Raw genomic sequence first — 23,235 nt, 5'->3', positions numbered from 1 at the left:
GCCGCACCGCCCGCTGCCCCGCGCGGCGGTTCCCGCCGGGACCTACCGCCCGTGGCGTCGACCACGCGCGCGTTCGAACTCGGCGACGTCCGACATCCAGGGACCGTGCCGGTCGAGTGCGGCGCAGCCGCCGCGGACGAAGGCGCGCACCAGGTCGCGGTATCCGCCCATGCCGTCGACCAGGCGGTACTCGACCCGGTACTGCGGATCCGACCCGGCCTCCCCGGGGCGGGCCGTGGTGATCCGGGCGATGGAGTCCGCGTAGAAGTGCAGCTGGATCCCCTCGCCCATCTCCTCGTCCTCGATGGTGAACACCTCGTTGTCCGCCGCGGAGCGGTCGGCGACGAACGCCCAGAACTCGGCGGAGGCGGTGCGCGGACCGTCCCGCAACCACGTCACCTCGCCGCCCTTGTCGTCGGTGAAGGACAGGGCCGTCTTACCGGCACTCCCACCGACGTCGGCGGCCTCGTCGTCGTCCTCCACCGGGGTGCTCCTGGAGCGTTCCGCCACCTCCGAGCACATCAGAAAGCTCACCGTCCGCACCGCGTCGGCGGCGAGTCCCGGGTACGCGCGCCGCACGGCCGCGTCGACCGCCGCCGCCGTCCGATCCCAGTCGCCCTTGTCCGTGGCCCGGTTTCCCCGCCGTGGATCGAGGCCGATCCGCATCCCGGCGCACGCCTGCTCCGCGGTGGCGATCACCCGCATGACCTGCGGCAGCAGCGCGGGATCGACGTCGTCGGGCAGTCGCCTCGGAATCGTCGCGCCGTGCCGGTACTGACCCGTGTACCGCAGAATCTGCGCGTCGAGCGGCCCGAGGACCACTCCGCGCTCGGCGCGACGGCGGTCCGCGGCGTGCTCCTGGGCGCGCTTCTCGTCCGCCCCCTCCGTCGCCGCGCGCATCGCCTCGCAGACCCGACCGCGTTCGAGCAGGTCGAGGTCGGCGCCGTGGGCGACGAGCCGGCTCCGGTCCCACCGGATGCGCCGGAAGAGCGCGTCGACCTCCGCGGGCGGGGAGAGCAGGACCGGGTCCAGGAGCGCGGCGGCGGCGTTCTCGTCGAGCTGCCCCCGGCTTCCGGCGGCGTCGCACAGCGGCAGGACCGCGCTCCACAGCAGCAGGTGTCGGGCCAGGTCCTCCCGGATCACCGCGAGGTGGGCCTCGGAGATCGGGACCGTGAACACGCGAGGCTCGTGGTTGGCGTCGGCGCCGGCGGCGAGCATCAGCTTCAGCCCACCGTCGGAGCGGACCACGTCCGGGATCCAGCCGTTGCCGAGGCGCGTGAAGACGACGTCTCTCACCGCCTGCTCACGACCATCGCTCGCATTCGGCGTCGAGTCGCGGATCGCTGCGTACCCAGACCTCGCCCCCGGCGGCCCCGACCGGGGGGTCGACCCGTTCCAGACCGAGGAATGCGATCAGCTGGAGCAGTTCGGCGCGTTCGGCCCGGTCGTGGTCGAGATCGTCCGATTCGAAGAAGACGTAGTACTGGTCGCTCGGGTCGACGATGCCGGAGTCCGCCCAGATCCGGCCGACCTCGGCGACGGCCGCCGCTTCCGTCGTGAACATGGCGGCGCGGGTGGCGCCGCGGGTCTCCGGTGCCGCGTCGAGGTCGGAGAGGTCGGCGAGCCACTGGCCGAAGTGGTCGAGGCCGGCGTATCCGTTCTCGAAGAACAGCATCGCGCCGGGAAGGTAGCGGTTGCCCCGGTCGACCTTGAGGTGCTCCGACCGGGGCTGGTCCGCGTCCCGGAATCGGGAGATCAGCCCTCGGCGGGGCATGAGCACCAGACTCTGCCCCGCCGGTTCGTCCCTGATGGTGTAGGTGTCGGACTCTCGCGCCCGCAGGAACGCGGCGAACACCTCGTAGGCCTCCTGCGGATCACGCACCGAGACCCGTTGGTCGTCGCCGTCGTCGGCGGCGAAGACGAACTGCTTCGGTCCGGGACCGTAGGGGCGGGCCATGTGCGTCCTTCGTTCGGGTGGGACAGTCCGGCGAGTGTAGTGGATCGGAGCGGAACCCTCCGCGGCGTCGGCGGAGCCGGGATCGCCCGCGCGCTCAGCCGGCGAACGGACCGCCCGGGCCGAACGCCAGCGCCGCGAACCGCTCGCCGATCCGGCGGTCCGCCACCGGGTCGGGGTGCAGCGCGTCGGGCAGCGGCAGCTCGGCGAAGTCCGCCTCGCCGTAGAGCGCCAGCCCGTCGAGGTAGTGCAGGTTCGGGTCCTCGGTGGCCCGCTCCGCGACGATCCGGGCCAGCTCGCTGCGGATGACCCGCAGGGTGAGCTTGCCGGCGGCCTGCTCGGCCGGGTCGCCGGTGGCGACGAACCGCAGCGTGCCGGTGCTGAGGTCGGCGGCGCCCGGCCCGGGCGTGTCCTCCTGGATCGGGCACAGGATCGACGACACCACCAGCAGCGGGGTGTCCGGGTGCCCGTCGCGCAGCGTGTCGAGGAAGCCGTGCACCGCCGGGGTGAACGCCCGCAGCCGCATCGCGTCGCTGTTCACCAGGTTGATGCCGATCTTGACGCTGATCAGGTCGGCCGGGGCGTCGCGCATGGCCCGTGCGGTGAACGGGTCGAGCAGCGCGCTGCCGCTGAAGCCGAGGTTGACCAGATCCACGCCGGCGAGCCCGGCGGCGATCGCCGGCCAGGTGCCGGTGGGGCTCTCCGCGTCCGAGCCGTGGCTGATCGAGCTGCCGTGGTGCAGCCACACCCGCCGGCCGCGGTCGCCGACGGTCTCCACCGGCGCGTCGGTGCGCAGCGCCACCAGCTCGGTGATCTCGCGCTGCGGCAGCCAGATCTCCACCTCCTTGTCGGTGGCGGGCAGGCCGGCGAAGCGGACCGCGGCGACCGGGCCCGGCTCGGTGCTCACCGCGCCGGTGCTCAGGTCGATGGCGAGCACCTTGCCGCCGCCGGCCGTGGCCTGGCCGGTCAGCCGCCCGTCGACGAGCAGGTCGTAGCGGCCGTCCGGGCGCGGCGGCGTGCCCCGGTAGACCATCTTGGTGGCGAGCACGTCCAGCTCGACGACGGTGGCGCGGGTGCGGAACACCAGCCGGACGCCCGACGGCATCGCCTCCGCCATCGCCACCTGCGGGTCGGCGTTCTGCGCCCGGGCCCGCGCGGGCAGCCGGTGCGGCAGCACCCCCTGGGCGGTGCGTTCCAGGTCGAGCGCGCCGCGCAGCAGGTCGGCGGTGATCGGCGTGGTGATCGAGGGGGGCGCGGAGGTCATGACCCGATCTTGCCCGCGAGCGGCGACGACGGCCACGTGTTCTGTCCGACAGGCCCGACTCGCGCGGCGAGCCGGCCGCCGGCCGCGCGCAACCACCGGCCCGGCTCGGCCAGCGCCGACTCCACCGACCCGGCCAGCTCGACCAACGACACCGCCGCCGTCACCGCGTCCGGGGGCGTCGCGCCGAGCTGACCGGCGACGACCTGCACGGGTACGCCGGCGGCGGCGGCCGTGTCGAGCAGCGTGCCCACCACCTTGCCGCCCAGCGACGTCTCGTCGAACCGGCCCTCGCCGGTGAGGACCAGGTCGGCGTCGGCCAGCGCGTCGGCGAGTCCGGCCAGGTCGGCGACGGCCGCCGCGCCGGGCACGATCCGCGCGCCCCAGAGCGCGGCGAGGCCGTAGCCGGTGCCGCCGGCCGCGCCGGCGCCCGGCTGGCCGGGGTCGCCGCCGGCGTGCGCGGCGAGGTGGCGCAGCGCGGCGTCGAGCGCCGCCACGTCGTGAGGGCCGGCGCCCTTCTGCGGGCCGAAGACGGCGGCGGCGCCGGTCGGTCCGGTCAGCGGCGCGGTCACGTCGACCAGCAGCCGCACCCCGCCGGGCGGGGCGGGCCGCAGGCCGCTGCGGTCCAGGTCGGCCAGGTCGGCCAGCGCGGCGCCGCCGAGCGGCAGGTCCCGGCCCCGGCGGTCGCGCAGGCGCAGCCCGAGGGCGCGGAGCGCGCCGGTGCCGCCGTCGGTGCTCGCCGACCCGCCGAGACCGATCACCAGGTCGGTGGCCCCGGTGTCGAGCGCGGCGGCGGCGACCGCGCCCAGGCCGCAGGTGTGCGCGTGCCGGGGATCGGGCGCGCGCAGCAGCGGCAGGCCGCTGGAGCGGGCCAGCTCCAGCACCGCGCTGCCCTCCGGCAGCAGCAGCCAGCCGGCGTCGACCGGCCGGCCGTCCGGCCCGGGCACGGTGGTGGTGTGCCACACCCCGTCGGGCCGGGCGGCGGCGAAGGCGTCGAGCGTGCCCTCGCCGCCGTCGGCCAGCGGAAGCAGCCGTACGTCGTCGTCGGGCCGGCGGGCCCGCCAGCCGTCCGCGACGGCGCGGGCCACGTCGCGGGCGGCCAGCGAGCCCTTGAACGAGTCCGGCGCGACGACGACCCGCATCAGTCGGCCAGCACCAGCTCGACGTAGCGCTCGGCCATGGTGGCGAGCACCCGGTCCGGGTCGGTGGCCCACACCTCGGCGTTGAAGATCTCCACCTCGGTGTCCCCGGTGTAGCCGGCCGCCTGCACGGCGCGGCGCAGCGGCGGGAAGTCGATGTGCCCGTCGCCCATCATCCCGCGGCCGAGCAGCACGTCGGCCGGGAGCGGGGTGAGGAAGTCGCAGACCTGGAAGCTGGCGATCCGCGCCCCGGCGCGGGCGATCTGCCGCCACACGTCCGGGTCCCACCAGACGTGGAACGTGTCCACCACGACGCCGACCTGCTGCACCGGGAACGCCTCGGCCAGGTCGAGGGCCTGCCCGAGCGTGGACAGCACCGCCCGGTCGGCGCAGTACATCGGGTGCAGCGGCTCCAGCGCCAGGCGCACGCCGCGCTCGCCCGCGTACGGGGCCAGTTCGGCGAGCGCGTCGGCGACGCGCTGCCGCGCGCCGGCCAGGTCGCGGGAGCCGGGTGGCAGCCCGCCGACGACCAGCACCAGGCACTCGGTGCCCAGCCCGGCGGCCTCGTCGATCGCCCGGCGGTTGTCGGCCAACGCCTCGGCCCGCGCGCGCTCGTCGGCGGCGGTGAGGAACCCGCCCCGGCACAGCGACGACACCCGCAGCCCGGCGTCGGCGACGAGCTTCGCCGCGGCCGGTACGCCGATCTCGGCGACCGGTTCGCGCCACAGCCCGATCGCGCCGATGCCGGCGCGTACGCAGCCGTCGACCGCCTCCCGGACCGACCAGCGTTGCGTGGTGCGCTGGTTGAGCGACAGCTTCGCCAGCCGCGGGTCGGTGGTCATCCGGTCACCCCGGCCACGGTCAGGTATCCGCGCATCCGGGCGGCGGCCAGGTCCGGGTCGAGCAGCAGCCCGGCGGCGTCGGCCAGCCGGAACGCCTCGACCAGGTGCGGGACGCTGCGCCCGCCGTGCAGGCCGCCGACCATGGTGAAGCCCAGTTGCCGGCCGTTGAGCCAGGCCAGGAACGCGATGCCGGTCTTGTAGTAGCGGGTGGGTGGGGCGAAGACGTGCCGGGACAGCGGCACGGTCGGGTCGAGGATGGCCCGGAAGCCGGCCGGGTCGCCGGCGTCGAGACGGTGCAGCGCCGCCGACGCGGCCGGTGCGATCGCCGCGAACGCGCCGAGCAGGGCGTGGCTGGACCGTTCGCCGTCGCCGGCGATCAGCTCAGGGTAGTGGTAGTCGTCGCCGGTGTAGACCTTCACGGTGGGCGGCAGCAGCTCCCGCAACCGCACCTCGCGGCCGGCGTCCAGCAGCGACACCTTCACCCCGTCGATGACGTCGGCGTGCGCGTGCACCAGCGCGACGAACGTCTTGGTGGCGTCGTCCAGGTCGGTCGAGCCCCAGTAGCCGGCGAGAGCCGGGTCGAACATGTCGCCGAGCCAGTGCAGCACCACCGGCGCGCCGGCCGAGCCCAGCACCCGCTCGTAGACGCGCCGGTAGTCGTCCGGGCCGGTGGCGAGCGCGGCCAGGTGCCGGCTGGCCATCAGCACCGCGACCGCGCCGCACTCCTGCACGAACGCGACCTGCTCGGCGTACGCGGCGACGACGTCGTCGAGCGAGTCGGGCACGCCGGTGAGCTGGTCGGTGGCCGCCCCGGCGACGATGCGCCCACCGCAGGCGGCGGCCTCGGCGGCACTGCGCCGGATCAGCTCCCGGGTGGCCGCCCAGTCCAGCCCCATGCCGCGCTGCGCGGTGTCCATCGCCTCGGCCACGCCGAGCCCCCAGGACCAGAGGTCGCGCCGCACCGCGAGCGTGGCGTCCCAGTCCAGCCGGGCCGGGGCGTCCGGCGCGTTGTCGGCGTACGGGTCGGCGACCACGTGCGCCGCCGCGTACGCGATCCGGCTGGTCGGCGGCGCGGCCGGCCGCTGCCAGCCGGCCGGCTCGCGCAGGGTCAGCGTCTCGACGCCGCCGCCCGCGACGGGCAGGGTGATCCGTGCGGTCACCTGTCGATCTCCTCGATCTCGATCCGCCGGCCCTCGCGGGCGGAGCGCAGGCCGGCCTCGGCGAGCTGCACGCCGCGCACGCCGGCCAGGAAGTCCCACGGGAACGGCTCGCCGTCGACGACGTGGCGCAGGAACGCCTCCCACTGCACCTTGAACCCGTTGTCGTAGTCGGCGTTGTCCGGCACCGTCTGCCACTGCGCCCGGAACGGCTCGGTGACCGGCAGGTCCGGGTTCCACACCGGCATCGGGGTGGCGCCGCGGTGCTGGATGCGGCAGTCGCGCAGCCCGGCGACCGCGCTGCCATGGGTGCCGTCGACCTGGAACTCGACCAGTTCGTCCCGGTAGACCCGGACCGCCCAGGACGAGTTGATCTGGGCGATGACGCCGCCAGCCAGCTCGAAGATGCCGTACGCGGCGTCGTCGGCGGTGGCCGGGTAGGTGGCGCCGTTCTCGTCGACGCGTTCGGGGATGTGCGTGGCGGTGACCGCGGTGACGGCGGTGACCGTGCCGAAGATCTGCTCCAGCACGTAGTGCCAGTGCGGGAACATGTCGACGGTGATGCCGCCGCCGTCCTCGGCGCGGTAGTTCCAGCTCGGCCGTTGCGCGTCCTGCCAGTCGCCCTCGAACACCCAGTAGCCGAACTCGCCGCGCACCGACAGGATCCGGCCGAAGAACCCGCCGTCGACAAGGCGCTTGAGCTTGCGCAGGCCGGGCAGGAACAGCTTGTCCTGCACCACGCCGTTCTTCACGCCCTTGGCGGCGGCGAGGCGGGCCAGCTCCAGCGACCCGGCCAGCCCTTCGGCGAGCGGCTTCTCGGTGTAGATGTGCTTGCCGGCCTCGATCGCCGCCCGGATCGCCTTCTCCCGCTGGGCGGTGACCTGCGCGTCGAAGTAGATCTGGTGGGCGTCGTCGGCGAGCGCCGCCTCCAGGTCGGTGGTCCAGGAGGTCAGCCCGTGCCGGGCGGCGATCTCGGCGAGTCGGGCCTCGTTGCGGCCCACCAGGGTCAGCTCCGGCCAGATGCGGCTGCCGTCGCGGGCGGGCAGTCCGCCCTGCTCACGGATCGCGAGCAGGGACCGGACGAGATGCTGCCGGTAGCCCATCCGTCCGGTCACGCCGTTGAGGATGATCCCGATAGACGTGCGCTCCACGTGTGTGTCCTTCCCAGTGCTCAGTCGGCGGACGTCGTCGCGCCCAGCAGGTCGCGGATGCGGCCCGTGACGCGGGCGAAGACCGGGTCGGACATGGTCCGGCCGTAGTCGCGCTCCGCGGGCAGGTCGACGTCGATGACCTCGGCGACGGTGCCGGGTCGAGGGGTCATGACGATCACCCGGTCGGCGAGGTAGACGGCCTCGGCGATGGAGTGGGTGACGAGCAGGACGGTGGTGCCGGTCTCCCGCCAGATGCGCCGCAGCTCGACGTTCATCTGTTCCCGGGTGAGCGCGTCGAGCGCCCCGAACGGCTCGTCCATCAACAGCACCGGGGGCCGGTGCAGCAGCGCGCGGCACAGCGCCACGCGCTGCTGCATCCCACCGGACAGCTCGTTGGGGTACGCGTCCTCGAAGCCGGTCAGCCCGGTCATCGCGATCAGCTCGTCGACCCGGGCCCGGGCCTGCGCCTTGGGCAGGCGCCGCATCTCCGCCTGGAGCAGGATGTTGCGTCGGGCGCTGCGCCACTCCAGCAGCGCGGCGCGCTGGAAGACGTACCCGATGTCGCGGCGCGGCCCGCGGACGTCCTCGCCGTCCAGGCGGACCTGGCCCGACGACGGGCGCAGCAGCCCGGACACCAGCTTCAGCAGCGTCGACTTGCCGCAGCCGGACGCGCCGACGATGGCCACGAACTCGCCGGGGGCGATGCGCAGCGTCACGTCGCGCAGCGCGGTGGTGTCCTTCTTCTTGGTGCGGAAGCGCACCGCCACCTGGTCGATCTCGACCGCGGCGCCGGTCGCCGTGGCGCCCGGGGCGGCGTCGGTGGTGGGGTTGCCGACCGTCATCGCGCTCATCCCTTCGGGGCGAAGCTCGCGTCCCAGTAGGACGCGGGCGGCTCCGCCTTGGTGATCACGCCGGAGTCGGCGAAGACGGTGATGGTCTTCTGCCAGTCGGCCTCGTCGTTGACGCCCGGCGCCATGGACTTCGTGGCGTCGGTGTGCAGCAGTTGCAGGGTGGCGGTGAACTGGTCGGTGAGCACCTTCGCCGAGGGCAGCTGCTGGGACGCGCCGGCCATCGCCGCGACCGCGGCGGCCGGGTCGGACTGGGCGGCGGCCCATGCTTCGCTGCTGGCGGCGACCATCCGCTTCACCAGGTCCTGCTTGTTCCTGATGGTGTCGGTGGAGGCGATCAGGCCGTTGCTGTAGAAGTTGAGCCCGTGCTCGGCGAACTTCAGGTACGACACCTGCTTGCCGGCCTTCTCCTGCATGGTCGGGCCCTGGTCGCTGGCGAAGCCGAGCAGCGCGTCGGTCTTGCCCGACATGACCGCGGCCATCTTGCCGGCCGGGTCGGTGTTCTGCAGCGTGACGTCGCCGGCGGCGAGCCCGTTGGCCTTGAGGAACGCCGGGAACGTCTTGCTCAGCGCGTCGCCGGCGGTGGAGGCGATGGTCTTGCCCTTGAGGTCGGCCGGGGCGTTGATGTTCTTGTCGCTGAAGAACTGCACCGACGACGGGGTGGTCTGCAGGAAGACGCCGACGCTCTTGACGTCCATGCCCTGGCCGACGGCGGAGAGCAGCGCCGGGGTGTCGGCCCAGCCGAAGTCGGTCTGCCCGGCGGCGGTGGCCTGGACGGTCTTCTGCGAGCCCTGCCCGGCGTTGATGGTCAGGTCGATGCCGTGCTTGGCGAAGATGTCCTTCTTCTGGCCCAGGTAGAACGGGGCGTGCTCGCCGTACGGGTACCAGTTGAGCGTCAGGGTGACCTTGTCCTTGCCGTCGGCGGACTTGGCCTGCTCGCCCCCGCCCGACGAGCCGCAGGCGGTGACGGAGATGAGGAACGCCGGCAGCAGCGCGGCGGTGAGGAAACGCTTCTTCATCTGCGGATGACTCCGTTTCACATCGTTGTGGTGGTGGCGTCGGTGCGGCGGCTGGCGTGCCACGGCAGCAGGAGGTGTTCGAGCAGCTCGACGACGACGAACAGGACGACGCCGAGCAGCGACATGACGACCAGCCCGGCGAACAGCGTCGGGGTGTCGAGGTTGCCGTTGGCCTGCAGGATCACGTAGCCGAGGCCCTCGTTGGCGCCGACGAACTCGCCGACCACGGCGCCGGTGACGGCCATCGTGGCGGCGACCTTGAGGCCGGCGAACAGGTGCGGCAGGGCGGCCGGGAAGCGGATCTTCCGGAACGTCTGCGCCGGCCCGGCGCCCATGGTGGCGCTCAGTTGCAGCATCTCCGGGTCGATCGACTTCAGGCCGGTGACGGTGGAGATGACGATCGGGAAGAACGCCATCAGGACCGCGACGACCACCTTGGGCGACAGCCCGAAGCCGAGCCACACGACGAACAGCGGCGCGATGGCGATCTTCGGGATGACCTGGGCGAACAGCAGCAGCGGGTAGAGGCTCTTCTCGACCGTGGGGGAGTAGACCATCACCACCGCCGACAGCACGCCGACGGCGATCGCGATGACGAAGCCGAGCACTGTCTCGTAGGTGGTGATCCAGGTGTGGTGGGCGAAGTAGCCCGGCTGGGCCCGTACCACGTCGAACGTGGCCGACGGCGACGGAACCAGGTACGGCTTGACCAGTTCGGCGGCGGTGACCACCCACCAGAGCACGAGGATCGCCGCGAGGACCGCGGCCGGTCGCCAGGTGCGGGAGGCGAACCGGAGCGCGGCGGCGCCGGGCCGGGCCGGTCGGCGGGCGGCCGGCGTGGGGCGGTCGGGCGGACTGGTCCGTCCGGGCTGCTCGATGGTGCTCTGCGCGGCCATGACCCTCCGTTCTCCGCAGGGCCGACGATCCCCGGTGAGGTCGGGGATGCAGCCCTGAATGCGCTTTCAGTAAGCGCTTTCAGGGTGCTACGGTAACCACGCAGAAACAAGCCGGTCAAGACGTACCGCAGGGGGAAAACCGATGCAGCCACGGACGCACGTGACCCTGGAAGACGTGGCCAGAGCCGCCGACGTCTCGCTGGCCACGGCCTCCCGCGCGCTCAACGGCATGCGCGTCACCCCACACCTGCGCGACCGCGTCCTCGCCGCCGCCGCCCAACTCGCCTACACCCCGAACGCGCACGCCCGCGCGCTGGCCGGCGCCTCGCACCGCACCGTCGGCGTCATCTGCCACGACGTCACCGACCCCTACTTCGCCGCCATCGCCGGCGGCGTCATGCGCGTCGCCGGCGCCAACGACCTGCTGGTCATGCTCGCCAGCACGTTCCGCGACCCGGAACGCGAGATCGCGTACGTGTCGATGCTGCGCGCCGAACGCGCGCCGGCCATCCTGCTCATCGGCTCCGGCTTCGAGGACACCCGCTGGGAGCGGGCCATGGAGGCCGAGCTGAAGCCCTACCTCGACGGCGGCGGGAAGGTCGCCGTGGTCAGCCGGCACCGCAGCCTCAAGGTCGACAGCGTGCTGCCGGAGAACCGCGCCGGCGCCGCCGCCATGGCCCGCGCCCTGCTGGAGCTCGGCCACCGCCGCTTCGCGGTGCTCTCCGGCCCCCGCGCGCTCACCACCGTCATCGACCGCCTCGGCGGCTTCCGCGACGAACTCACCGCCGCCGGCGTCCCGCTCGACGCGGCGCACGTCGTCGAGGGGCCGTTCACCCGTGACGGCGGCTACCAGGCGATGACCGAGCTGCTCGACCGCGGCCTCGACGCCACCTGCGTGTTCGCGCTGACCGACGTGATGGCCATCGGCGCGTACGCGGCGCTGCGCGACCGCGGGCTCTGCGTGCCCGGTGACGTCTCCGTCGCCGGCTTCGACGACATCCCGATCGTCCGCGACCTCACGCCGCCGCTGACCACCGTGGCGCTGCCGCTGCGCGAGATCGGCGAGAAGGTGATGGAGCTGGCGCTCACCGAGAACACCGGCAGCCGGCGGCGGATCGTGCGACTGACCGGCGAGGTCGTCCTACGCGCCAGCACCGCCAAGGTGGGCTCGTGACCACGCTCGCCGGCCTCACCGTCGACCGCGTCGAGACGTACGCGGTCGCGCTGCCCACCATCCGCTCGTTCGGCGTCTCCGGCGGCGCGGTCGCCGTCGCCGGCACCCCGAGCATCCGGGTGCTGGCCAAGGTGAGCGCGGACGGGATCACCGGCTGGGGCGAGGCCACCCCGATCCCCGCCTGGACCTACGAGACCGCCGAGTCCATCGTCACCACCATCGACCGCTATCTCGCCCCGGCCATCCTCGGCCGCCCCGCCTGGGACCTCGACGGCGTCACCACCGCCTTCGACCGGGCCATCAACCGGGGCTTCACCATCGGCGCGCCGCTGGCCAAGGCCGCCGTCGACATCGCGCTGCACGACCTGCTCGGCCGCGCCCTCGGCGTCTCCGTCGGCGTGCTCTGGGGGCAACGCCGCCGCGACACCGTCGACCTGGGCTGGATCGTCGCCGGGCAGAGCGCCGCCGAGGTCGCCGACGCGGTCGCCGAGGGACGCGCGCTCGGCTACCGGGCGTTCAAGGTCAAGATCGGCCTGCACACGGAGGCCGAGGACGCCGCCGTGGTCCGCGCGGTGCGCGACGCCGCCGGAGACGCCGCGCTCTGGGTCGACGCCAACCAGGCGTACACCGGCGACGCCGCGCTGCGGATGGCCCGCCGCCTGGCCGACCTCGACGTCACCGCGTTCGAGCAGCCGCTGCCGGCCAACGACGTCGCCGGGCTGCGCCGGCTGCGCGCCGCGTCGCCGGTGCCGGTCGCGCTCGACGAGAGCCTGCGCCACCCCGGTGACCTGGCCACCTTCGTCAAGCTCGACGCCGTCGACGTGGCCATCGCCAAGGTGCAACGCAGCGGCGGGCTGACCCTGTCGCGGCGGCTGTGCGCGCTCGCCGAGGACGCCGGGGTGCGGCTGATGGGCTCCGGGCTCACCGACTCCGACCTGGGCCTGGCCGCCTCGCTGCACCTGTTCGCCGCGTACGGCATCGACACCCCGGTCGACCTCAACGGCCGGCAGTTCCTCACCTCGTCCTACGCCACCGGCGAGACGGTGCGGATCCACGACGGGGTGGCGACCGTGCCCACCGGCCCGGGCCTCGGCGTCGACGTGGACGAGTCGGTGGTGCGCGAGCTGGCCGTGGACGTGCTCGCCCGACCCTGACCCCGGGCGTACGCTCGATTCGTGCCCCGACTGGCCTGGCCCGACCTGCGCAACGCGCGCGATGTGGGCGGCGCTCGGACCGCCGACGGCGGCCGGATCCGCCAGCGGGCGCTGGTCCGCACCGACAACCACCGCCGGCTCGGCGCCGCCGGACTCGCCGCCCTCCGCGCGTACGGCGTGAGCCGGGTGCTCGACCTGCGGTGGCGGGCGGAGGCGGAGGCCGACCCCAGCCCGCTGGCCGCCGACCCCCGCTACCGACTCGTGCCGGCCTGCTTCGACCCGACCGGCGACGAGGACATCCCGCCGGACAGCTACCGGTTGCTCGTCGACGCCAGCCGCGACCGCCTGGCCGCCGCGTTCACCGCGATCGCGCAGGCGCCACCCGGCGCGGTGGTGGTGCACTGCCACGGCGGCCGGGACCGTACCGGCGTGCTGGTGGCGCTCGCGTTGCACGTCGCCGGTGTGCCGGTGGACGCGATCGCCGCCGACTACGCGCTCACCGAGGGCGCCCCGGCCTCCATGATCACCAATACCTGGGTCCACCTGCACGGCCGCTACGGCGGCGTCACCGACTACCTGCTCGGTTCCGGCGTGACGCCGGCGCAGATCTCCGCCGTCCGTGCCCGGCTCACCGAGGGGTCACCGGCCCGGTAGGGTGCCGCCATGATCGAGGACGCCGCGTGCCGTTGACGAATCCGTGGCTGGCCGGGCCGACGCCGACGAAGAAGCTCGATCGGGAACGCCTCGAGGAGCGCATCCTCAACCTGCTGTCCTCGCAGAACATGTGCGTCCTCGCCACCGCCGGCCCGGACGGGCCGCTGGCCACCCCGGTGCGCTACTACCCGCTCGACTTCACGCTGATGTTCACCGCCGCGCCGCGCTCACCGAAGATGCGCAACATCGCCGCCGACCCACGGGTTTCCGTCGGCGTCTTCGCGCCGCTGGTCGGGCTGGCCAGCAGCCGCGGCGCCCAGGTGTTCGGCACCGCCCGGGTGCTCGCCCCGGACCACCCGGACCACGCCCACCACTGGTCGGCGTTCCGCTGGCAGAACGAGCACGCCGAGCGGGGCCGGTCGCTGACCGAGCCGCCCCAGGAGACGCTCGTGCTCGTCGAGGCGCAGCGCGTCGTCTACACCGAACACTGGCTACGCCGCGAGGGCTACGCCCCACGCCAACACTGGCGCCGCTGACCCCCCCGGGCCCGCCGCCCGCCGCTCCGTCTCGTCGATCTTGGACTTGTGGTGCCAGGGTTTGCGGTGTGCGCGCCTTTCGCGAGGTGCCACAACTCCTAGATCGACGGGCGCGCTCGTACCTGGCGCTGGGTGGCTCGGGCTGGGCGGCCGTTCATGGTCCGCACCGGGGGACGCACGCTCGAGGGTCGACGCCGTCCAGCCACGAGGCGTCGATCGGGTGACCGAACGTCTTCGTGGTTCCCGTGGAGTTCCACTACGCCGCCAGATCCGTCACGAGATCAGGGAGCGCGTAGTCCGTAGCAGGTGGCCGGGCAGGTGGAGATCCTCGGTGTCGACCCGGGCCAGCACGGTGATCGGCTCGACAAGGGTGTCCGTCCAGGTCGGCTCGGGGAACGCCGACCGCAGCGCGTCGGCGTCCAGGCCCCAGCCTCCGCCCGCCTCCGGCGACACGGCCAGCACGCACACGGTCCCGCCCGGCGCGGTCAGGCGCGGCAGCAGCGCCAGGTAGTCGCCGACCGCGGCTCCGCGCCGGTCCAGCGTGTGCAGCAGCCCGGAGTCGAACACCGAGTCGTACGGCGTGGGCGGCACCGGCAGGCGGGTGGCGTCGTGCACCTCGAAGCGCACGGTCAGGCCGGTCGCGGCGGCCTTGGCCCGGGCCAGCGCGATCGCCACCGGCGACAGGTCGACGCCGGTCACGTCGTGGCCGAGGCGGGCCAGCGCCAGGGCCAGCTCACCGGTGCCGCAGCCGACGTCGAGCACGCGCGGGCCGCGTACCCCGGTGTCGAGCACCGCGGCGAGCGCCGGCTGCGGGCCGCCGATCTCCCACGGCGGGCGCCCGGTGTCGCTGGTGTCGCGGTAGAGGCGGTCGTAGTGGACGACGTCCGGCTCGTCGGTCATCGCGTACCTCCTCGGTCGGTGCGTGACCACGACCCGAGCCTGCCACGTCCGACGGCGGCCCGTGGGGGCGTCAGTAGGTCAGGCGGCGCAGGTAGCGGTAGCCGACCTCGGCGGTCCGCTGCGGGGTCACGTCCGGGGTGTCGTTCTCCACGATGTACTCCAGCACCGGGTGCCGGCGGAAGATCCGGGCGAAGTCGATCATGCCGGTGCCCAGGTCGGCCATGTCGCCGGTGGCCGGGTCGCGGTCCTTGACGTGGTATTGCAGCACCCGCTGCGGCGCGGAGCGGATCACGTCGAGCGTGAAGCCCTCCGGGTCCCGCACGCCGTCGCCGGAGTTGATGCCGCCGGTGACCGCCCAGTAGATGTCGATCTCCAGGTGCACGAGCCGGGGGTCCAGCTCCTCGGTGAGCACGTCCCACGGGCGCCGACCGTTGCCGAAGTCGATGGTGAACTCGTGCGCGTGGTTGTGGTAGCCGTAGCGCAGGCCGGCCCGGCGCGCGGCGGCGGCCTCGACGTTCATCTGCTCCGCCCAGCGCTTCCAGTCGTCCTCGCGGTCGGAGTTCAGGTAGGGCACCACCATGAACCGCTGGCCCAGCGTGCGGGCGTCGGCGATCTTCTGCGCCAGGCCGGCCGCGTCGGCGGCGATCCCGTCGTGACTGGAGCTGGCCCTGATGCCGATGCCGTCGAGGAACCGGCGCAACTGCGCGGCGGTGCGGCCGAAGTAGCCCAGCGCCAGCTCCACCCGGGGGTAGCCGATCCGGGCCAGGTGGGTCAGCGTCGCGTCGTAGCCGGGTGAACCGTTGAGCGCGTCGCGGACGGTCCAGAGCTGGAGGCTGATCAGCTCCTTCGGCACGTGCCGCCGGCCGTGGTGGTGCACGCCGCCCGCCTGGGCCGCGGACGCGCCGAGCCCGCCGGCCAGTCCGACGCCGGCCAGCGCCGCCAGCGAGCCGCGCAGGAGGTCGCGCCGGTCGAGCGAGCGCCGCAGCGCGCCCTCCCCGTCGAATCCGTAACACATGACGGTTCTCCTCTCGGCCGGCCTGCGTCCGACGCTACAAAAGACCTGTCGATGTGTCCATGGCTTTCGCTGTTCCCGTCTCGACTTCTGTCCTGTCGAGACAAAAGGTGTGGTGTGGCATGCTCGGGCGGTGGCCTTCTACGACGTAGCCCTCGTCCTGCTCGTCGACCGGGCCGGCGCGGTCCTCCTGCAGCACCGCGACGGCCACGCGCCCGTCTCACCGCACCAGTGGAGCCTGCCCGGCGGCAGCATCGAGCCCGGTGAGACGCCCGAGCAGGCCGCCCGCCGCGAGCTGCTCGAGGAGACCGGCCTGACCGCCGGCGAGCTGCACCTGTTCTGGAGCGGCCCGCGCCCGCACGAGGAGGGCTTCCCGCACACCGTCACCGTCCACGTCTTCCGCGGCGACACCGACGCCCGGCAGGGGGACGTGGTGCTCGGCGAAGGCCAGGCGATGGTCTTCGTGCCCCGCGACGAGGTGCTCAACCGGGAGTTGGCGGTCAGCGCGGCGAAGGTGCTGCCGATGCACCTGGCCGAGGTTCAGCCCGCCGCCAACGCTCCGGCCAGCTCCCGCACGAACCGGGGAAGCACCTCGCCGTCCGGCAGGTGATCCGGGTTGATCTCGGTGACCGACAGCCCGGCGAACCGCGGGCTCGCCACCAGCTCCGCCAGCGTCGCGGCCGCCTCGGCGAGACCCAGCCCGAACGGCTCCGGCACGTCGGCCAACGGCGCGTCCACGAAGCGCAGCACGTCCACGTCGAAGTGCACCACGAACGTCTCCGCGGCGGCCTCCGCGACGACCCGCGCCCGGCGCGCCGCCGCGACCGGGTCGGCGTGCACCTCGTCGGCCGGCACGTAGGCGAGCCCCAGCTCCGCGACCAGATCCCGCTCGTGGTCACCCCGGGGCAGCGAATCGCCGTACACCACCACCCGCTCCGGGGTCAGCAGCGGCACCGCCGGCCCGACACCCGCCACCTCGGGCAGCGTCCCGGGTAACCCGAGCAGGTGCGCCAACCCGGTGGCGTCCAGGTTGCCGTTCGGCCGGGTCAGCGGCGTGTAGAGATCCGGACCGCCGTCCACGTAGACCAGCGCGGGGGACCGGCCGGCCCGCGCGTGCCCGGCGACCAGGCCGATCGTGACGGTGCAGTCGCCGCCGAGCACCAGCGGCGTGCGCCCGCCGGCCACCGCCGCCGTCACGCGCGCCGCCACCTCCGACGCCACCGCGGCCACCGCGCCCGCGTTCTGACCCCGGGGGTACGCCGGATCCGGCCGCCACCGGAACTCCCGGGTGTCACCGGAATCCTCGACGTGCGCGTGCCGGCCGAGCAGGTCGAGCAACCCGGCGGCGCGCAGGGCGGCCGGCGCGCGCTCGACACCGGGAGTGTGGGCGCCGGCGCTCGACGGCGCACCGATCACGGTCCACATGCGAGGGCCCATGACCCACCCTAACCAGCGCGACGGCAGGCCCGCCTTTTGCGTGCCGGCCGGGTTCGGGGCGGCATCGTTCGGCGCCGCCTTTCGAGCTGACGTCGGCAACGACTCAGCCGCCCCGGTCGATTCGCGTGGCGGGTGCCGGCACGCTGTCGATCAGCGCAGGACGAGCAGGTCCAGCGCGTCGACCACCGGGCCGGTGCGCACCCGTGCGGCCTCGCGGAGGCGCGCGACGCCCGCCGCGTACTCCTCATCGGTGATCAGTTGGAGCGGGGTGTGCGCCTCCCGGCGCAGCGTGGCCGCCGCCTCCCGCAGCGACGGAGCGGTGACCTGCGGCACCGGCTCGACCGCGGCGGTGGCGAAACCGGCGGCGGCGAACGTCGACTCGACGTCGGCGATCGAGGGATAGGTGTCCAGCACCCGGACCGCCTCCAGGAAGTAGCGGAACAACGTGATCCCCTCGTGCCGGCCGGCGAACGCGGACCGGATGAGCACGGGCGCACCGGGGCGCAGCACCCGCCGCAGCTCGCGAGCCGCGGCGGCCAGGTCGGGGACGTGGTGGATGACGGTGGAGAGCCATACGCCGTCCACCCTCGCGTCGTCGAGCGGGAGGTGCGCGGCGTCACCGGCGAGGACGGGCCGGAACGGGCAGTGGGCGCGCATGGCCGCCGACGGCTCCACCGCGACGACCTCCAGGCCCGGGAACCAGGCGGTGAACGCCTGGGCCCAGCTGCCGGTGCCGGCGCCCAGGTCGAGCAGGCGCATGCCCGGCTCCGGGGCGAGGTGCCGCGCCACGGCCTGCCGCCAGGCGGCGCGCCCGTCGTCGCTCAGGTGACGCGTCGCCGCGAAGGCCTCCGCGTCGGAGTCGTCGTACGCGATGCGAGCCATGCCGTCGAGCCAACTCCCCGGCCGGGGCGCAGGGCAAGCGATGTGACGAACCGCGCACGCACCGTGGGCTGCTGCGCGCCTAGGGTCGGAACCATGAGCAGCGACATCGAGGTGTGTGCGTGGCTGCGCGACCGGGGAGCCGAGACGATCGCGCATCCGGGCGGCACCCTCTACGCCCACCTGCGCCGGGTGGGGCGACGCCTCGCCGAGCTGGGCCAGAGCTCGGACGTGCAGATGGCCGGGCTGACGCACGCGGCCTACGGCACCGACGGCTTCGACGTCGTGCTGCTCGACCACACCGACCGGGGCCCGCTGCGCGACCTGATCGGGGCCGAGGCCGAGGACCTCGTCCACCTCTACGGCGCGTGCGACCGGAAGCGTTCCTGGCCGCGGCTCGCCACCACCGGCACGGTGCACGACCGCTTCGCCGGGCGGACGGTGAGTGTCCGCACCGACCGGTTGACCTCGCTGGTCGATCTGAGCATCGTCAACGAATTGGACGTGGTGGAGCAGCTGGCGTCGGTGTCCGACGCGCATGTGGCGTACCTGCGGGAGTTGTTCGCCGCGTGGTCGCCGGCGGCGTCGGCAGCCGTGCGCGGCGAGGTGGGAAGGGTGCTCGGTGGGTAGCCGCGTCGGCCGGTTAGGGCGATGCTCACTCGTAGATCGTTTCCAGGCCACGTTCGACCCGGACGAGTGACCCCAGCCACTCCCGGGTCTCCGCGTCCGTCGAGTAGAGGACGGTGCCGCGCATGCCACGGGTCATCAGCACCTTGTAGGTGTTCCGGATCAGGCGGTCAGCCTCGGTATCGGTGAGTGCCTTCCGGCTGCGGAACGCCGGATCCTTCGACTCCGCCCGCTGGGTGACCAGTTTCCCGTCCCGTACGACGAGGTCGGGGTCCGATGATGACACCGGACCACCCGTACTCGAATCCCTGCGCGGTGTAGACGCAACCCACCTGCCCGAAGCCGTGGGGGTCGGTGGCCCAGAACGCGCTGCCCGGTGCCTCTCCGACACTGCGGTCACTCATGACGTTCCACGGACGCGCCCGGTCACCGACCTGGACATCGGGCACCAGGGACCCGTCCGACCACGGGTCACTCCACGGCCAGCAGTACCCGGCCGACATGCGCGCCGTCTCGCCGGCAGCCTGCTGCTCTGACAGAAATGTCTCCATCTCCTGGGGCGACTCCGCCCCCCGCAGGTCGAAGCGTCCGTCGCCGACCCACATCGACGGTTCCCCACCGTCGAGGCCGAGCAGGTCGAGGACCCACCCCTCGTACGCCTCACTGCCGCCGCAGCGGAACTGGTCGTGCAGCGACACCACTGCCGGGTCCGCCGGACACGACCACGACCGACTTGCGGTCCGCGCTGCGCGCCCGCTGCACATCGTGCAACACGAGTTCGTACGCCAGACGTTGCTCGTCGAGCAGCGTGAAATGCGCCCGATCCTTCAGCTCCGCCTTCGCGTACGAGAGCAGGTGCCTGCTCGGGCGCACGGAGCGGGTGAGGAAGCGGTCGGCGGCGGCCGCGCCTGGCGCGGGGGCTAGGTGGCTGCGAAGGTAGTCGAGGAACTGTCCGCGGCGCTGGCCGGTGAAGATTCGGCTCAGCGCGGTGGGCTGCCGCTGGTACAGGTCTACGACATCGCGATCGACGGCGTTGTGCAGATAGGCGGCGCCGGCGACCGGGAGGCGGCCGTGTGACAGCACACCGAGGAAGTCGGTGAGGTATTCGCAGTAGTCCTGGACCTGCACTCCGGGGTGCAGGCGGGGTCCGGACGCGTGCTCGACCAGAACGAGCCGCTCGGATCCCTCGTAGGACTCGACCCGACGTCGACCCGCTTGCTGGTCAACGGGAGTTGGTACTCCACCAGCATCTCGACCTGCCCGAGACCGGCATCGACCAGGTCCTGCCCGAGCGCGGTCAGGCTCCGGTTCCAGGACCGTCGTTCGGCAGGGCCCGCATTGTGCCCGATGTGCGCCGCGATGCGATCGGTCAGGTCGCCGGCGGTCACGTAGCGCAGCAGACCGTCGGCGGACGTGCGGAACGCTGACAACACTTGCCCCCGGGCAGCACGAATTGATCGTGCGCATGGGGGGCCTGTCCGGCCACGGCCGGAAGCCCGTCGTTACGCGCCTGTACGCGTGGACTGTAGCGAAGAGATCATCTCCTCGCACGCTCCGCTACCGCTTGTGTGCGGAGCCCCTGACTTGCTCGGCGGGATAGCGGACCGCGACCTCGGCCAACTTGGCGACGGCGGCATCCTTCAGATCGATCCCGAGGACGTCCGCCAACCGGGTCAGGTAGATCACGACGTCGCCGATCTCCGCCCGGACCCGGGCGCCCGCGTCGGCGTCGTCCATCACCGCGGCTGCCTGCTCAGGTGTCAGCCACTGGAATTCGGCCACCAACTCACCGACTTCACCGGCCAGCGCCATGGCGAGGTTCTTCGGAGTGTGGAACTGTTGCCAGTCACGCTCCTCGGCGAAGGCCCGTATGCGAGCCGTCAGGTCGTCCACCTCAGCAGTCTGGCACGGCCGAGAGGACGACCTGACGGTCGACGCCGTGTCACAGCGTGACGACGGCATCCTCGGCCAGCGTGAAATTGCCAGCGTCGAAGGTGATGGTCTTCAGTTTCGTGCCCTACGGAACGTCGAAGAAGACGTTCGCGCTCACCGAATTGCCCGGGTTGATCTCATCGAGGAAACCTCTGCCGTCCCTGTTGCCGTAGATGCCGGCCTCCCCGTCGGCGTCATACTCGCGGCCGGCTGAGTCCTGTGCCGTGACCGTCCCGTCGGCGTGGAGAAGGTGAGCCGACTTCGTCACGTTCTTCACCGTGATGGTGATCCGGCAGAAGCTGCCCTGCGCCTTCTGATTCAGGAACGAGTCGCCCACCTGGCTGATGCCGCACTTCATTCCCCTGACCGTGAATTCGAAGTCACCACCGCGAACCTTGTCGCCGATCCGGTACGCCTTCGGACCGGCTGCGGGAGGTTCCGACTGGACCGCCTTCGGAGGAGCGGCCGCAGTGGTCTTCGGGGCGACTGCCTCAGGCGAGTCGTTCGGGCCGGCTGACCTGCTCGCCGCCGCGTCGACTACCCGGCCGGACGACACGCCGGTGGGTTCCGAGTCACCCAGGACGGCGCCGACAATGCCTACCCCACAGCAGAGGGCGACCATGGCGCCGACGCCGACGAGGATCGGAACCAGCCATCTCGGTCGTCGCCGGACTGCCGGCGGAGTCATCGGCGGAGCACCGAAAGGCGGTGGTGGTCCGCCGGGTGCGACTCCGTATGGCTGATCCTGGCTCGGCGGCCCAGGAAAAGTCATGTAGTCCTCACAGGTCAAAGCGGCATCCCGTCGCAAGTCCCGTTGACGGTACTGTGCTCGCAAGGGAGCGCTCGGCCCCTGTCGAGTTGGAGACAAGTAACCGCGAGGCAAATGCCTTCATGGCATGTCGTTGTCCGCGAAGGGGCCCCAAGCTCACGGCCGAACGGCCGATGGACTCGTCTATTTGGCTCGTCCTTGCTGCTGTCGCGACGCGTTCATGAAAGCGCAGGTGGAGGTTTCGAGAATGGCGGCCGACGCAGATGGTTGCCAGTGGCGGCGGAAGTGCCCGTAACGCCGACTGCCCGAGTCTCACCTGGAGGCTGCCGCATGAGCGACCGACCGCCGTGCCTCGTCGAGCGCGACTCCGCCTATGTCGAGTACCAGCTGCTGATTTCGGTGAAGCTGGTCGTCGACCACCACGGCCGGGTGCCGCTGCTGAAGAACGAGCACGGCGAGTGGGAGCTGCCCGGAGGCAGAGCTGGAGGTCGGCGAGACACCCGAGGACGGGGTGCGTCGCGAGATCGGTGAGGAACTCGGCCTGACCGTCATGGGCGTCGACATCATCGACGCGTGGGTCTACGAGATCACGCCGCAGCGGCACGTGTTCATCGTGAGCTTCGGCGCTGTGTAGACGGGCGACGAAGAACTCGTCTACACCGCGGAGCACAAAGAGTTGGGCGTGTTCACGTATGACGAGGTGCCGGAGCTGCACATGCCTCAGCCCTACAAGCGGACCATCGCCCGGTGGCGTGAGCGGGTGGCCTCGACGTCGTGATCAGCGACGCCCGTCGCGCACCGGACCGTCGAGGAAAACGGGCCAGGTTTGCGAGGTGGCGGCGGGACTGTGACACGCCGACCACGACGGCCCCCTGCTTCCGCCGTCTCCTGCCCCGCCCGACGACCGCCGTGCGGCCGCGCCCGGAATCAGGGCGGCCCGTCGGCTAGCAGCTCGTAGACAGCACGATCCCTACCCGGCCCTTTGAAATCGGTGATCACCTGCACGCCCTCGACGTCCCGGTCGCCGGGGACGTTGCGGAACCCGAGCGCCCGCCACGCCCGGTGCGCCCCGAAATTCCCAGGTTCCGACGTCAGGTAGAGCCGGTGGCAGCCCCAGTCGGCCGCGCGGGCCCGCACCGAGTCGAGCAGCGTCCGCGCCACTCCGCGTCGGCGGAAGTCCGGATGAGTCAGCACATCCTGCACGTAGACGTCGGCCGGGTCGTCCTGGCTGCGGAAGGCGATCACCGCGCCGGCCATCGCGCCATCCTCGAACGCCACCGGGCAGGTCGACGAGAAGAGCCGCGCGTACAGCCAGTAGTCCGACGAGGTGCGTGGCCGCAGGTGGGGTCCGCCCAGCGCCATCAACCGTTCCAGGTCGCCGGTCAACTCCGGTCGTAACGGGCTGACGATCACCGCTCCTCCTCGTGCGAGCGGCGTGCCGCCGCCACCAACGGTCGTTGCGACCAACTCTGAACAAGTTCTTCGGTGATGGCGTCGGATGCGCCGCCCTCAGCTGGCCAGCGCGCCGAGGCCCCTGCCGTCGAGCAGGTTGACCAGGTCGTCGTCGCGGGTCACCTGGTAGCCACGCCCGCGCAGCTCCGCCACCAGCTCGTCCTCGCGGTCGAGCGGGATCTCCAGGTAGTCGCCGTCGTGCACGGTCAGCTCGCGCCGGCCGTACGTCTCCCGCAGGTCCTGCGGCAGCGCGTCGAACGCGCGGGTGGTGACCATCCGCGGCCACCGCCCGTCCACCACCGCACCCACCTCGGTCAGGTCGAAGGGTTCGTCGTCGGCGTCGACGAAGGCGAGGCAGTCGTGATGCGTGGCGTGGCCGTAAACCTGGTGGTGCGTCGTCACGGCGTCATCCTGCCCGAGCGGTACGACGATCAAGATCGGC

Annotated in this window: 28 protein-coding genes; 7 read left to right on the top strand and 21 right to left on the bottom strand. The window is 72.7% G+C overall.

Translation table 11 applies throughout. The annotated features are described in order from the left end of the window. Window positions 1–42: 42 nt before the first annotated feature. The 10 genes from GA0070213_RS04590 to GA0070213_RS04545 all read right to left on the bottom strand — a co-directional run bounded on the left by GA0070213_RS04590 (window position 43) and on the right by GA0070213_RS04545 (window position 10,267). A complete protein-coding gene (locus GA0070213_RS04590) occupies window positions 43–1,296 on the bottom strand; it encodes a DUF6357 family protein (RefSeq protein WP_175441199.1) in 1,254 nt (417 codons plus the stop codon). A 7-nt stretch (window positions 1,297–1,303) separates the two neighbouring features. Beyond that, on the bottom strand, window positions 1,304–1,957 hold the full coding sequence (locus GA0070213_RS04585) for a hypothetical protein (RefSeq protein WP_091057717.1): 654 nt from the start codon (window positions 1,955–1,957) through the stop codon (window positions 1,304–1,306). Window positions 1,958–2,051: 94 nt separating this feature from the next. Next, on the bottom strand, window positions 2,052–3,218 hold the full coding sequence (locus tag GA0070213_RS04580; protein WP_091057713.1) for an SGNH/GDSL hydrolase family protein: 1,167 nt from the start codon (window positions 3,216–3,218) through the stop codon (window positions 2,052–2,054). Continuing rightward, the gene (locus GA0070213_RS04575; RefSeq protein WP_091057709.1) at window positions 3,215–4,357 is read right to left on the bottom strand and encodes a glycerate kinase; all 1,143 of its coding nucleotides are present in this window, start codon (window positions 4,355–4,357) and stop codon (window positions 3,215–3,217) included. Before GA0070213_RS04575 ends, GA0070213_RS04580 begins: the two co-directional genes overlap by 4 nt. Next, window positions 4,357–5,196 (bottom strand): sugar phosphate isomerase/epimerase family protein, encoded by an 840-nt coding sequence (locus tag GA0070213_RS04570; protein ID WP_091057706.1) that lies wholly within the window; start codon window positions 5,194–5,196, stop codon window positions 4,357–4,359. The genes GA0070213_RS04575 and GA0070213_RS04570 overlap by 1 nt, the downstream gene beginning before the upstream one ends. Continuing rightward, entirely contained in the window at window positions 5,193–6,356 is a 1,164-nt protein-coding gene (locus GA0070213_RS04565) for a dihydrodipicolinate synthase family protein (protein WP_091057702.1), read from the bottom strand. The genes GA0070213_RS04570 and GA0070213_RS04565 overlap by 4 nt, the downstream gene beginning before the upstream one ends. Then, window positions 6,353–7,504, bottom strand: coding sequence for a Gfo/Idh/MocA family protein (locus GA0070213_RS04560; RefSeq protein WP_091057698.1), 1,152 nt, complete (start codon window positions 7,502–7,504; stop codon window positions 6,353–6,355). The genes GA0070213_RS04565 and GA0070213_RS04560 overlap by 4 nt, the downstream gene beginning before the upstream one ends. A gap of 20 nt (window positions 7,505–7,524) precedes the next feature. Then, entirely contained in the window at window positions 7,525–8,346 is an 822-nt protein-coding gene (locus tag GA0070213_RS04555) for an ABC transporter ATP-binding protein (RefSeq protein WP_175441198.1), read from the bottom strand. Window positions 8,347–8,351: 5 nt separating this feature from the next. Then, window positions 8,352–9,371, bottom strand: coding sequence for an ABC transporter substrate-binding protein (locus tag GA0070213_RS04550; RefSeq protein WP_091057690.1), 1,020 nt, complete (start codon window positions 9,369–9,371; stop codon window positions 8,352–8,354). A gap of 17 nt (window positions 9,372–9,388) precedes the next feature. Continuing rightward, window positions 9,389–10,267 (bottom strand): ABC transporter permease, encoded by an 879-nt coding sequence (locus tag GA0070213_RS04545; RefSeq protein WP_091057687.1) that lies wholly within the window; start codon window positions 10,265–10,267, stop codon window positions 9,389–9,391. Between the two features lie 175 nt (window positions 10,268–10,442). Between GA0070213_RS04545 and GA0070213_RS04540 the strand changes: the two genes are divergently transcribed. The 4 genes from GA0070213_RS04540 to GA0070213_RS04525 are packed head-to-tail and all read left to right on the top strand — an operon-like array spanning window position 10,443 to window position 13,785. Continuing rightward, window positions 10,443–11,441: a LacI family DNA-binding transcriptional regulator gene (locus GA0070213_RS04540; RefSeq protein ID WP_245716259.1), complete on the top strand. Its 999-nt coding sequence runs from the start codon at window positions 10,443–10,445 to the stop codon at window positions 11,439–11,441. Beyond that, window positions 11,438–12,595 (top strand): mandelate racemase/muconate lactonizing enzyme family protein, encoded by a 1,158-nt coding sequence (locus GA0070213_RS04535; RefSeq protein ID WP_091057680.1) that lies wholly within the window; start codon window positions 11,438–11,440, stop codon window positions 12,593–12,595. Before GA0070213_RS04540 ends, GA0070213_RS04535 begins: the two co-directional genes overlap by 4 nt. 21 nt (window positions 12,596–12,616) lie before the next feature. Then, the gene (locus tag GA0070213_RS04530; RefSeq protein ID WP_175441197.1) at window positions 12,617–13,249 is read left to right on the top strand and encodes a tyrosine-protein phosphatase; all 633 of its coding nucleotides are present in this window, start codon (window positions 12,617–12,619) and stop codon (window positions 13,247–13,249) included. Between the two features lie 26 nt (window positions 13,250–13,275). Beyond that, window positions 13,276–13,785 (top strand): pyridoxamine 5'-phosphate oxidase family protein, encoded by a 510-nt coding sequence (locus GA0070213_RS04525; RefSeq protein ID WP_091057676.1) that lies wholly within the window; start codon window positions 13,276–13,278, stop codon window positions 13,783–13,785. 273 nt (window positions 13,786–14,058) lie between these two features. Here GA0070213_RS04525 and GA0070213_RS04520 read toward each other — a convergent pair whose 3' ends face one another. Then, entirely contained in the window at window positions 14,059–14,685 is a 627-nt protein-coding gene (locus GA0070213_RS04520) for a class I SAM-dependent methyltransferase (protein WP_091057671.1), read from the bottom strand. A gap of 70 nt (window positions 14,686–14,755) precedes the next feature. Next, on the bottom strand, window positions 14,756–15,700 hold the full coding sequence (locus GA0070213_RS04515; RefSeq protein WP_091057667.1) for a sugar phosphate isomerase/epimerase family protein: 945 nt from the start codon (window positions 15,698–15,700) through the stop codon (window positions 14,756–14,758). Between the two features lie 130 nt (window positions 15,701–15,830). On the opposite strand from GA0070213_RS04515, the gene GA0070213_RS04510 reads away from it, so the two are divergent. Continuing rightward, entirely contained in the window at window positions 15,831–16,307 is a 477-nt protein-coding gene (locus tag GA0070213_RS04510) for an NUDIX hydrolase (protein WP_091057664.1), read from the top strand. Here GA0070213_RS04510 and GA0070213_RS04505 read toward each other — a convergent pair. Beyond that, complete coding sequence (locus tag GA0070213_RS04505; RefSeq protein WP_091057660.1) at window positions 16,238–17,134, bottom strand: arginase family protein; 897 nt, start codon at window positions 17,132–17,134, stop codon at window positions 16,238–16,240. The genes GA0070213_RS04510 and GA0070213_RS04505 overlap by 70 nt on opposite strands. A gap of 150 nt (window positions 17,135–17,284) precedes the next feature. Continuing rightward, window positions 17,285–18,016 (bottom strand): class I SAM-dependent methyltransferase, encoded by a 732-nt coding sequence (locus GA0070213_RS04500; protein ID WP_091057656.1) that lies wholly within the window; start codon window positions 18,014–18,016, stop codon window positions 17,285–17,287. A 93-nt stretch (window positions 18,017–18,109) separates the two neighbouring features. Between GA0070213_RS04500 and GA0070213_RS04495 the strand changes: the two genes are divergently transcribed. Beyond that, a complete protein-coding gene (locus GA0070213_RS04495; RefSeq protein WP_091057653.1) occupies window positions 18,110–18,643 on the top strand; it encodes a DUF6817 domain-containing protein in 534 nt (177 codons plus the stop codon). Window positions 18,644–18,668: 25 nt separating this feature from the next. Here the strand turns inward: GA0070213_RS04495 and GA0070213_RS32495 are convergent, their stop codons facing one another. From GA0070213_RS32495 to GA0070213_RS04480, 5 genes are all read right to left on the bottom strand, one after another. Further along, window positions 18,669–18,926: a DNA/RNA helicase domain-containing protein gene (locus GA0070213_RS32495; protein ID WP_281182245.1), complete on the bottom strand. Its 258-nt coding sequence runs from the start codon at window positions 18,924–18,926 to the stop codon at window positions 18,669–18,671. Beyond that, on the bottom strand, window positions 18,811–19,404 hold the full coding sequence (locus tag GA0070213_RS32040; RefSeq protein ID WP_281182244.1) for a DNA/RNA helicase domain-containing protein: 594 nt from the start codon (window positions 19,402–19,404) through the stop codon (window positions 18,811–18,813). The genes GA0070213_RS32495 and GA0070213_RS32040 overlap by 116 nt, the downstream gene beginning before the upstream one ends. After that, window positions 19,301–19,768 carry a hypothetical protein gene (locus GA0070213_RS32035; RefSeq protein ID WP_245716258.1) on the bottom strand — a complete coding sequence of 156 codons (468 nt, stop codon included), beginning with the start codon at window positions 19,766–19,768 and terminating at the stop codon, window positions 19,301–19,303. The genes GA0070213_RS32040 and GA0070213_RS32035 overlap by 104 nt, the downstream gene beginning before the upstream one ends. A gap of 429 nt (window positions 19,769–20,197) precedes the next feature. Next, the gene (locus GA0070213_RS04485; protein ID WP_091057649.1) at window positions 20,198–20,533 is read right to left on the bottom strand and encodes a nucleotide pyrophosphohydrolase; all 336 of its coding nucleotides are present in this window, start codon (window positions 20,531–20,533) and stop codon (window positions 20,198–20,200) included. 124 nt (window positions 20,534–20,657) lie between these two features. After that, on the bottom strand, window positions 20,658–21,260 hold the full coding sequence (locus GA0070213_RS04480; protein ID WP_245716257.1) for a DUF4352 domain-containing protein: 603 nt from the start codon (window positions 21,258–21,260) through the stop codon (window positions 20,658–20,660). Window positions 21,261–21,822: 562 nt separating this feature from the next. On the opposite strand from GA0070213_RS04480, the gene GA0070213_RS32490 reads away from it, so the two are divergent. Continuing rightward, window positions 21,823–21,975: an NUDIX domain-containing protein gene (locus GA0070213_RS32490; protein ID WP_281182259.1), complete on the top strand. Its 153-nt coding sequence runs from the start codon at window positions 21,823–21,825 to the stop codon at window positions 21,973–21,975. A 293-nt stretch (window positions 21,976–22,268) separates the two neighbouring features. On the opposite strand, the gene GA0070213_RS04470 is transcribed toward GA0070213_RS32490, so the two are convergent. Together GA0070213_RS04470 and GA0070213_RS04465 are read right to left on the bottom strand one after the other, a co-directional pair. Then, window positions 22,269–22,754 (bottom strand): GNAT family N-acetyltransferase, encoded by a 486-nt coding sequence (locus GA0070213_RS04470; RefSeq protein WP_217628580.1) that lies wholly within the window; start codon window positions 22,752–22,754, stop codon window positions 22,269–22,271. Window positions 22,755–22,850: 96 nt separating this feature from the next. After that, entirely contained in the window at window positions 22,851–23,195 is a 345-nt protein-coding gene (locus GA0070213_RS04465; RefSeq protein ID WP_139128617.1) for a hypothetical protein, read from the bottom strand. Window positions 23,196–23,235 lie beyond the last annotated feature (40 nt).

This window comes from Micromonospora humi (genome assembly GCF_900090105.1).
Taxonomy (GTDB): Bacteria; Actinomycetota; Actinomycetes; order Mycobacteriales; family Micromonosporaceae; genus Micromonospora; species Micromonospora humi.
Note: the sequence above shows the minus strand (reverse complement) of the source record. Positions and strands in the feature narration are given on the sequence as shown.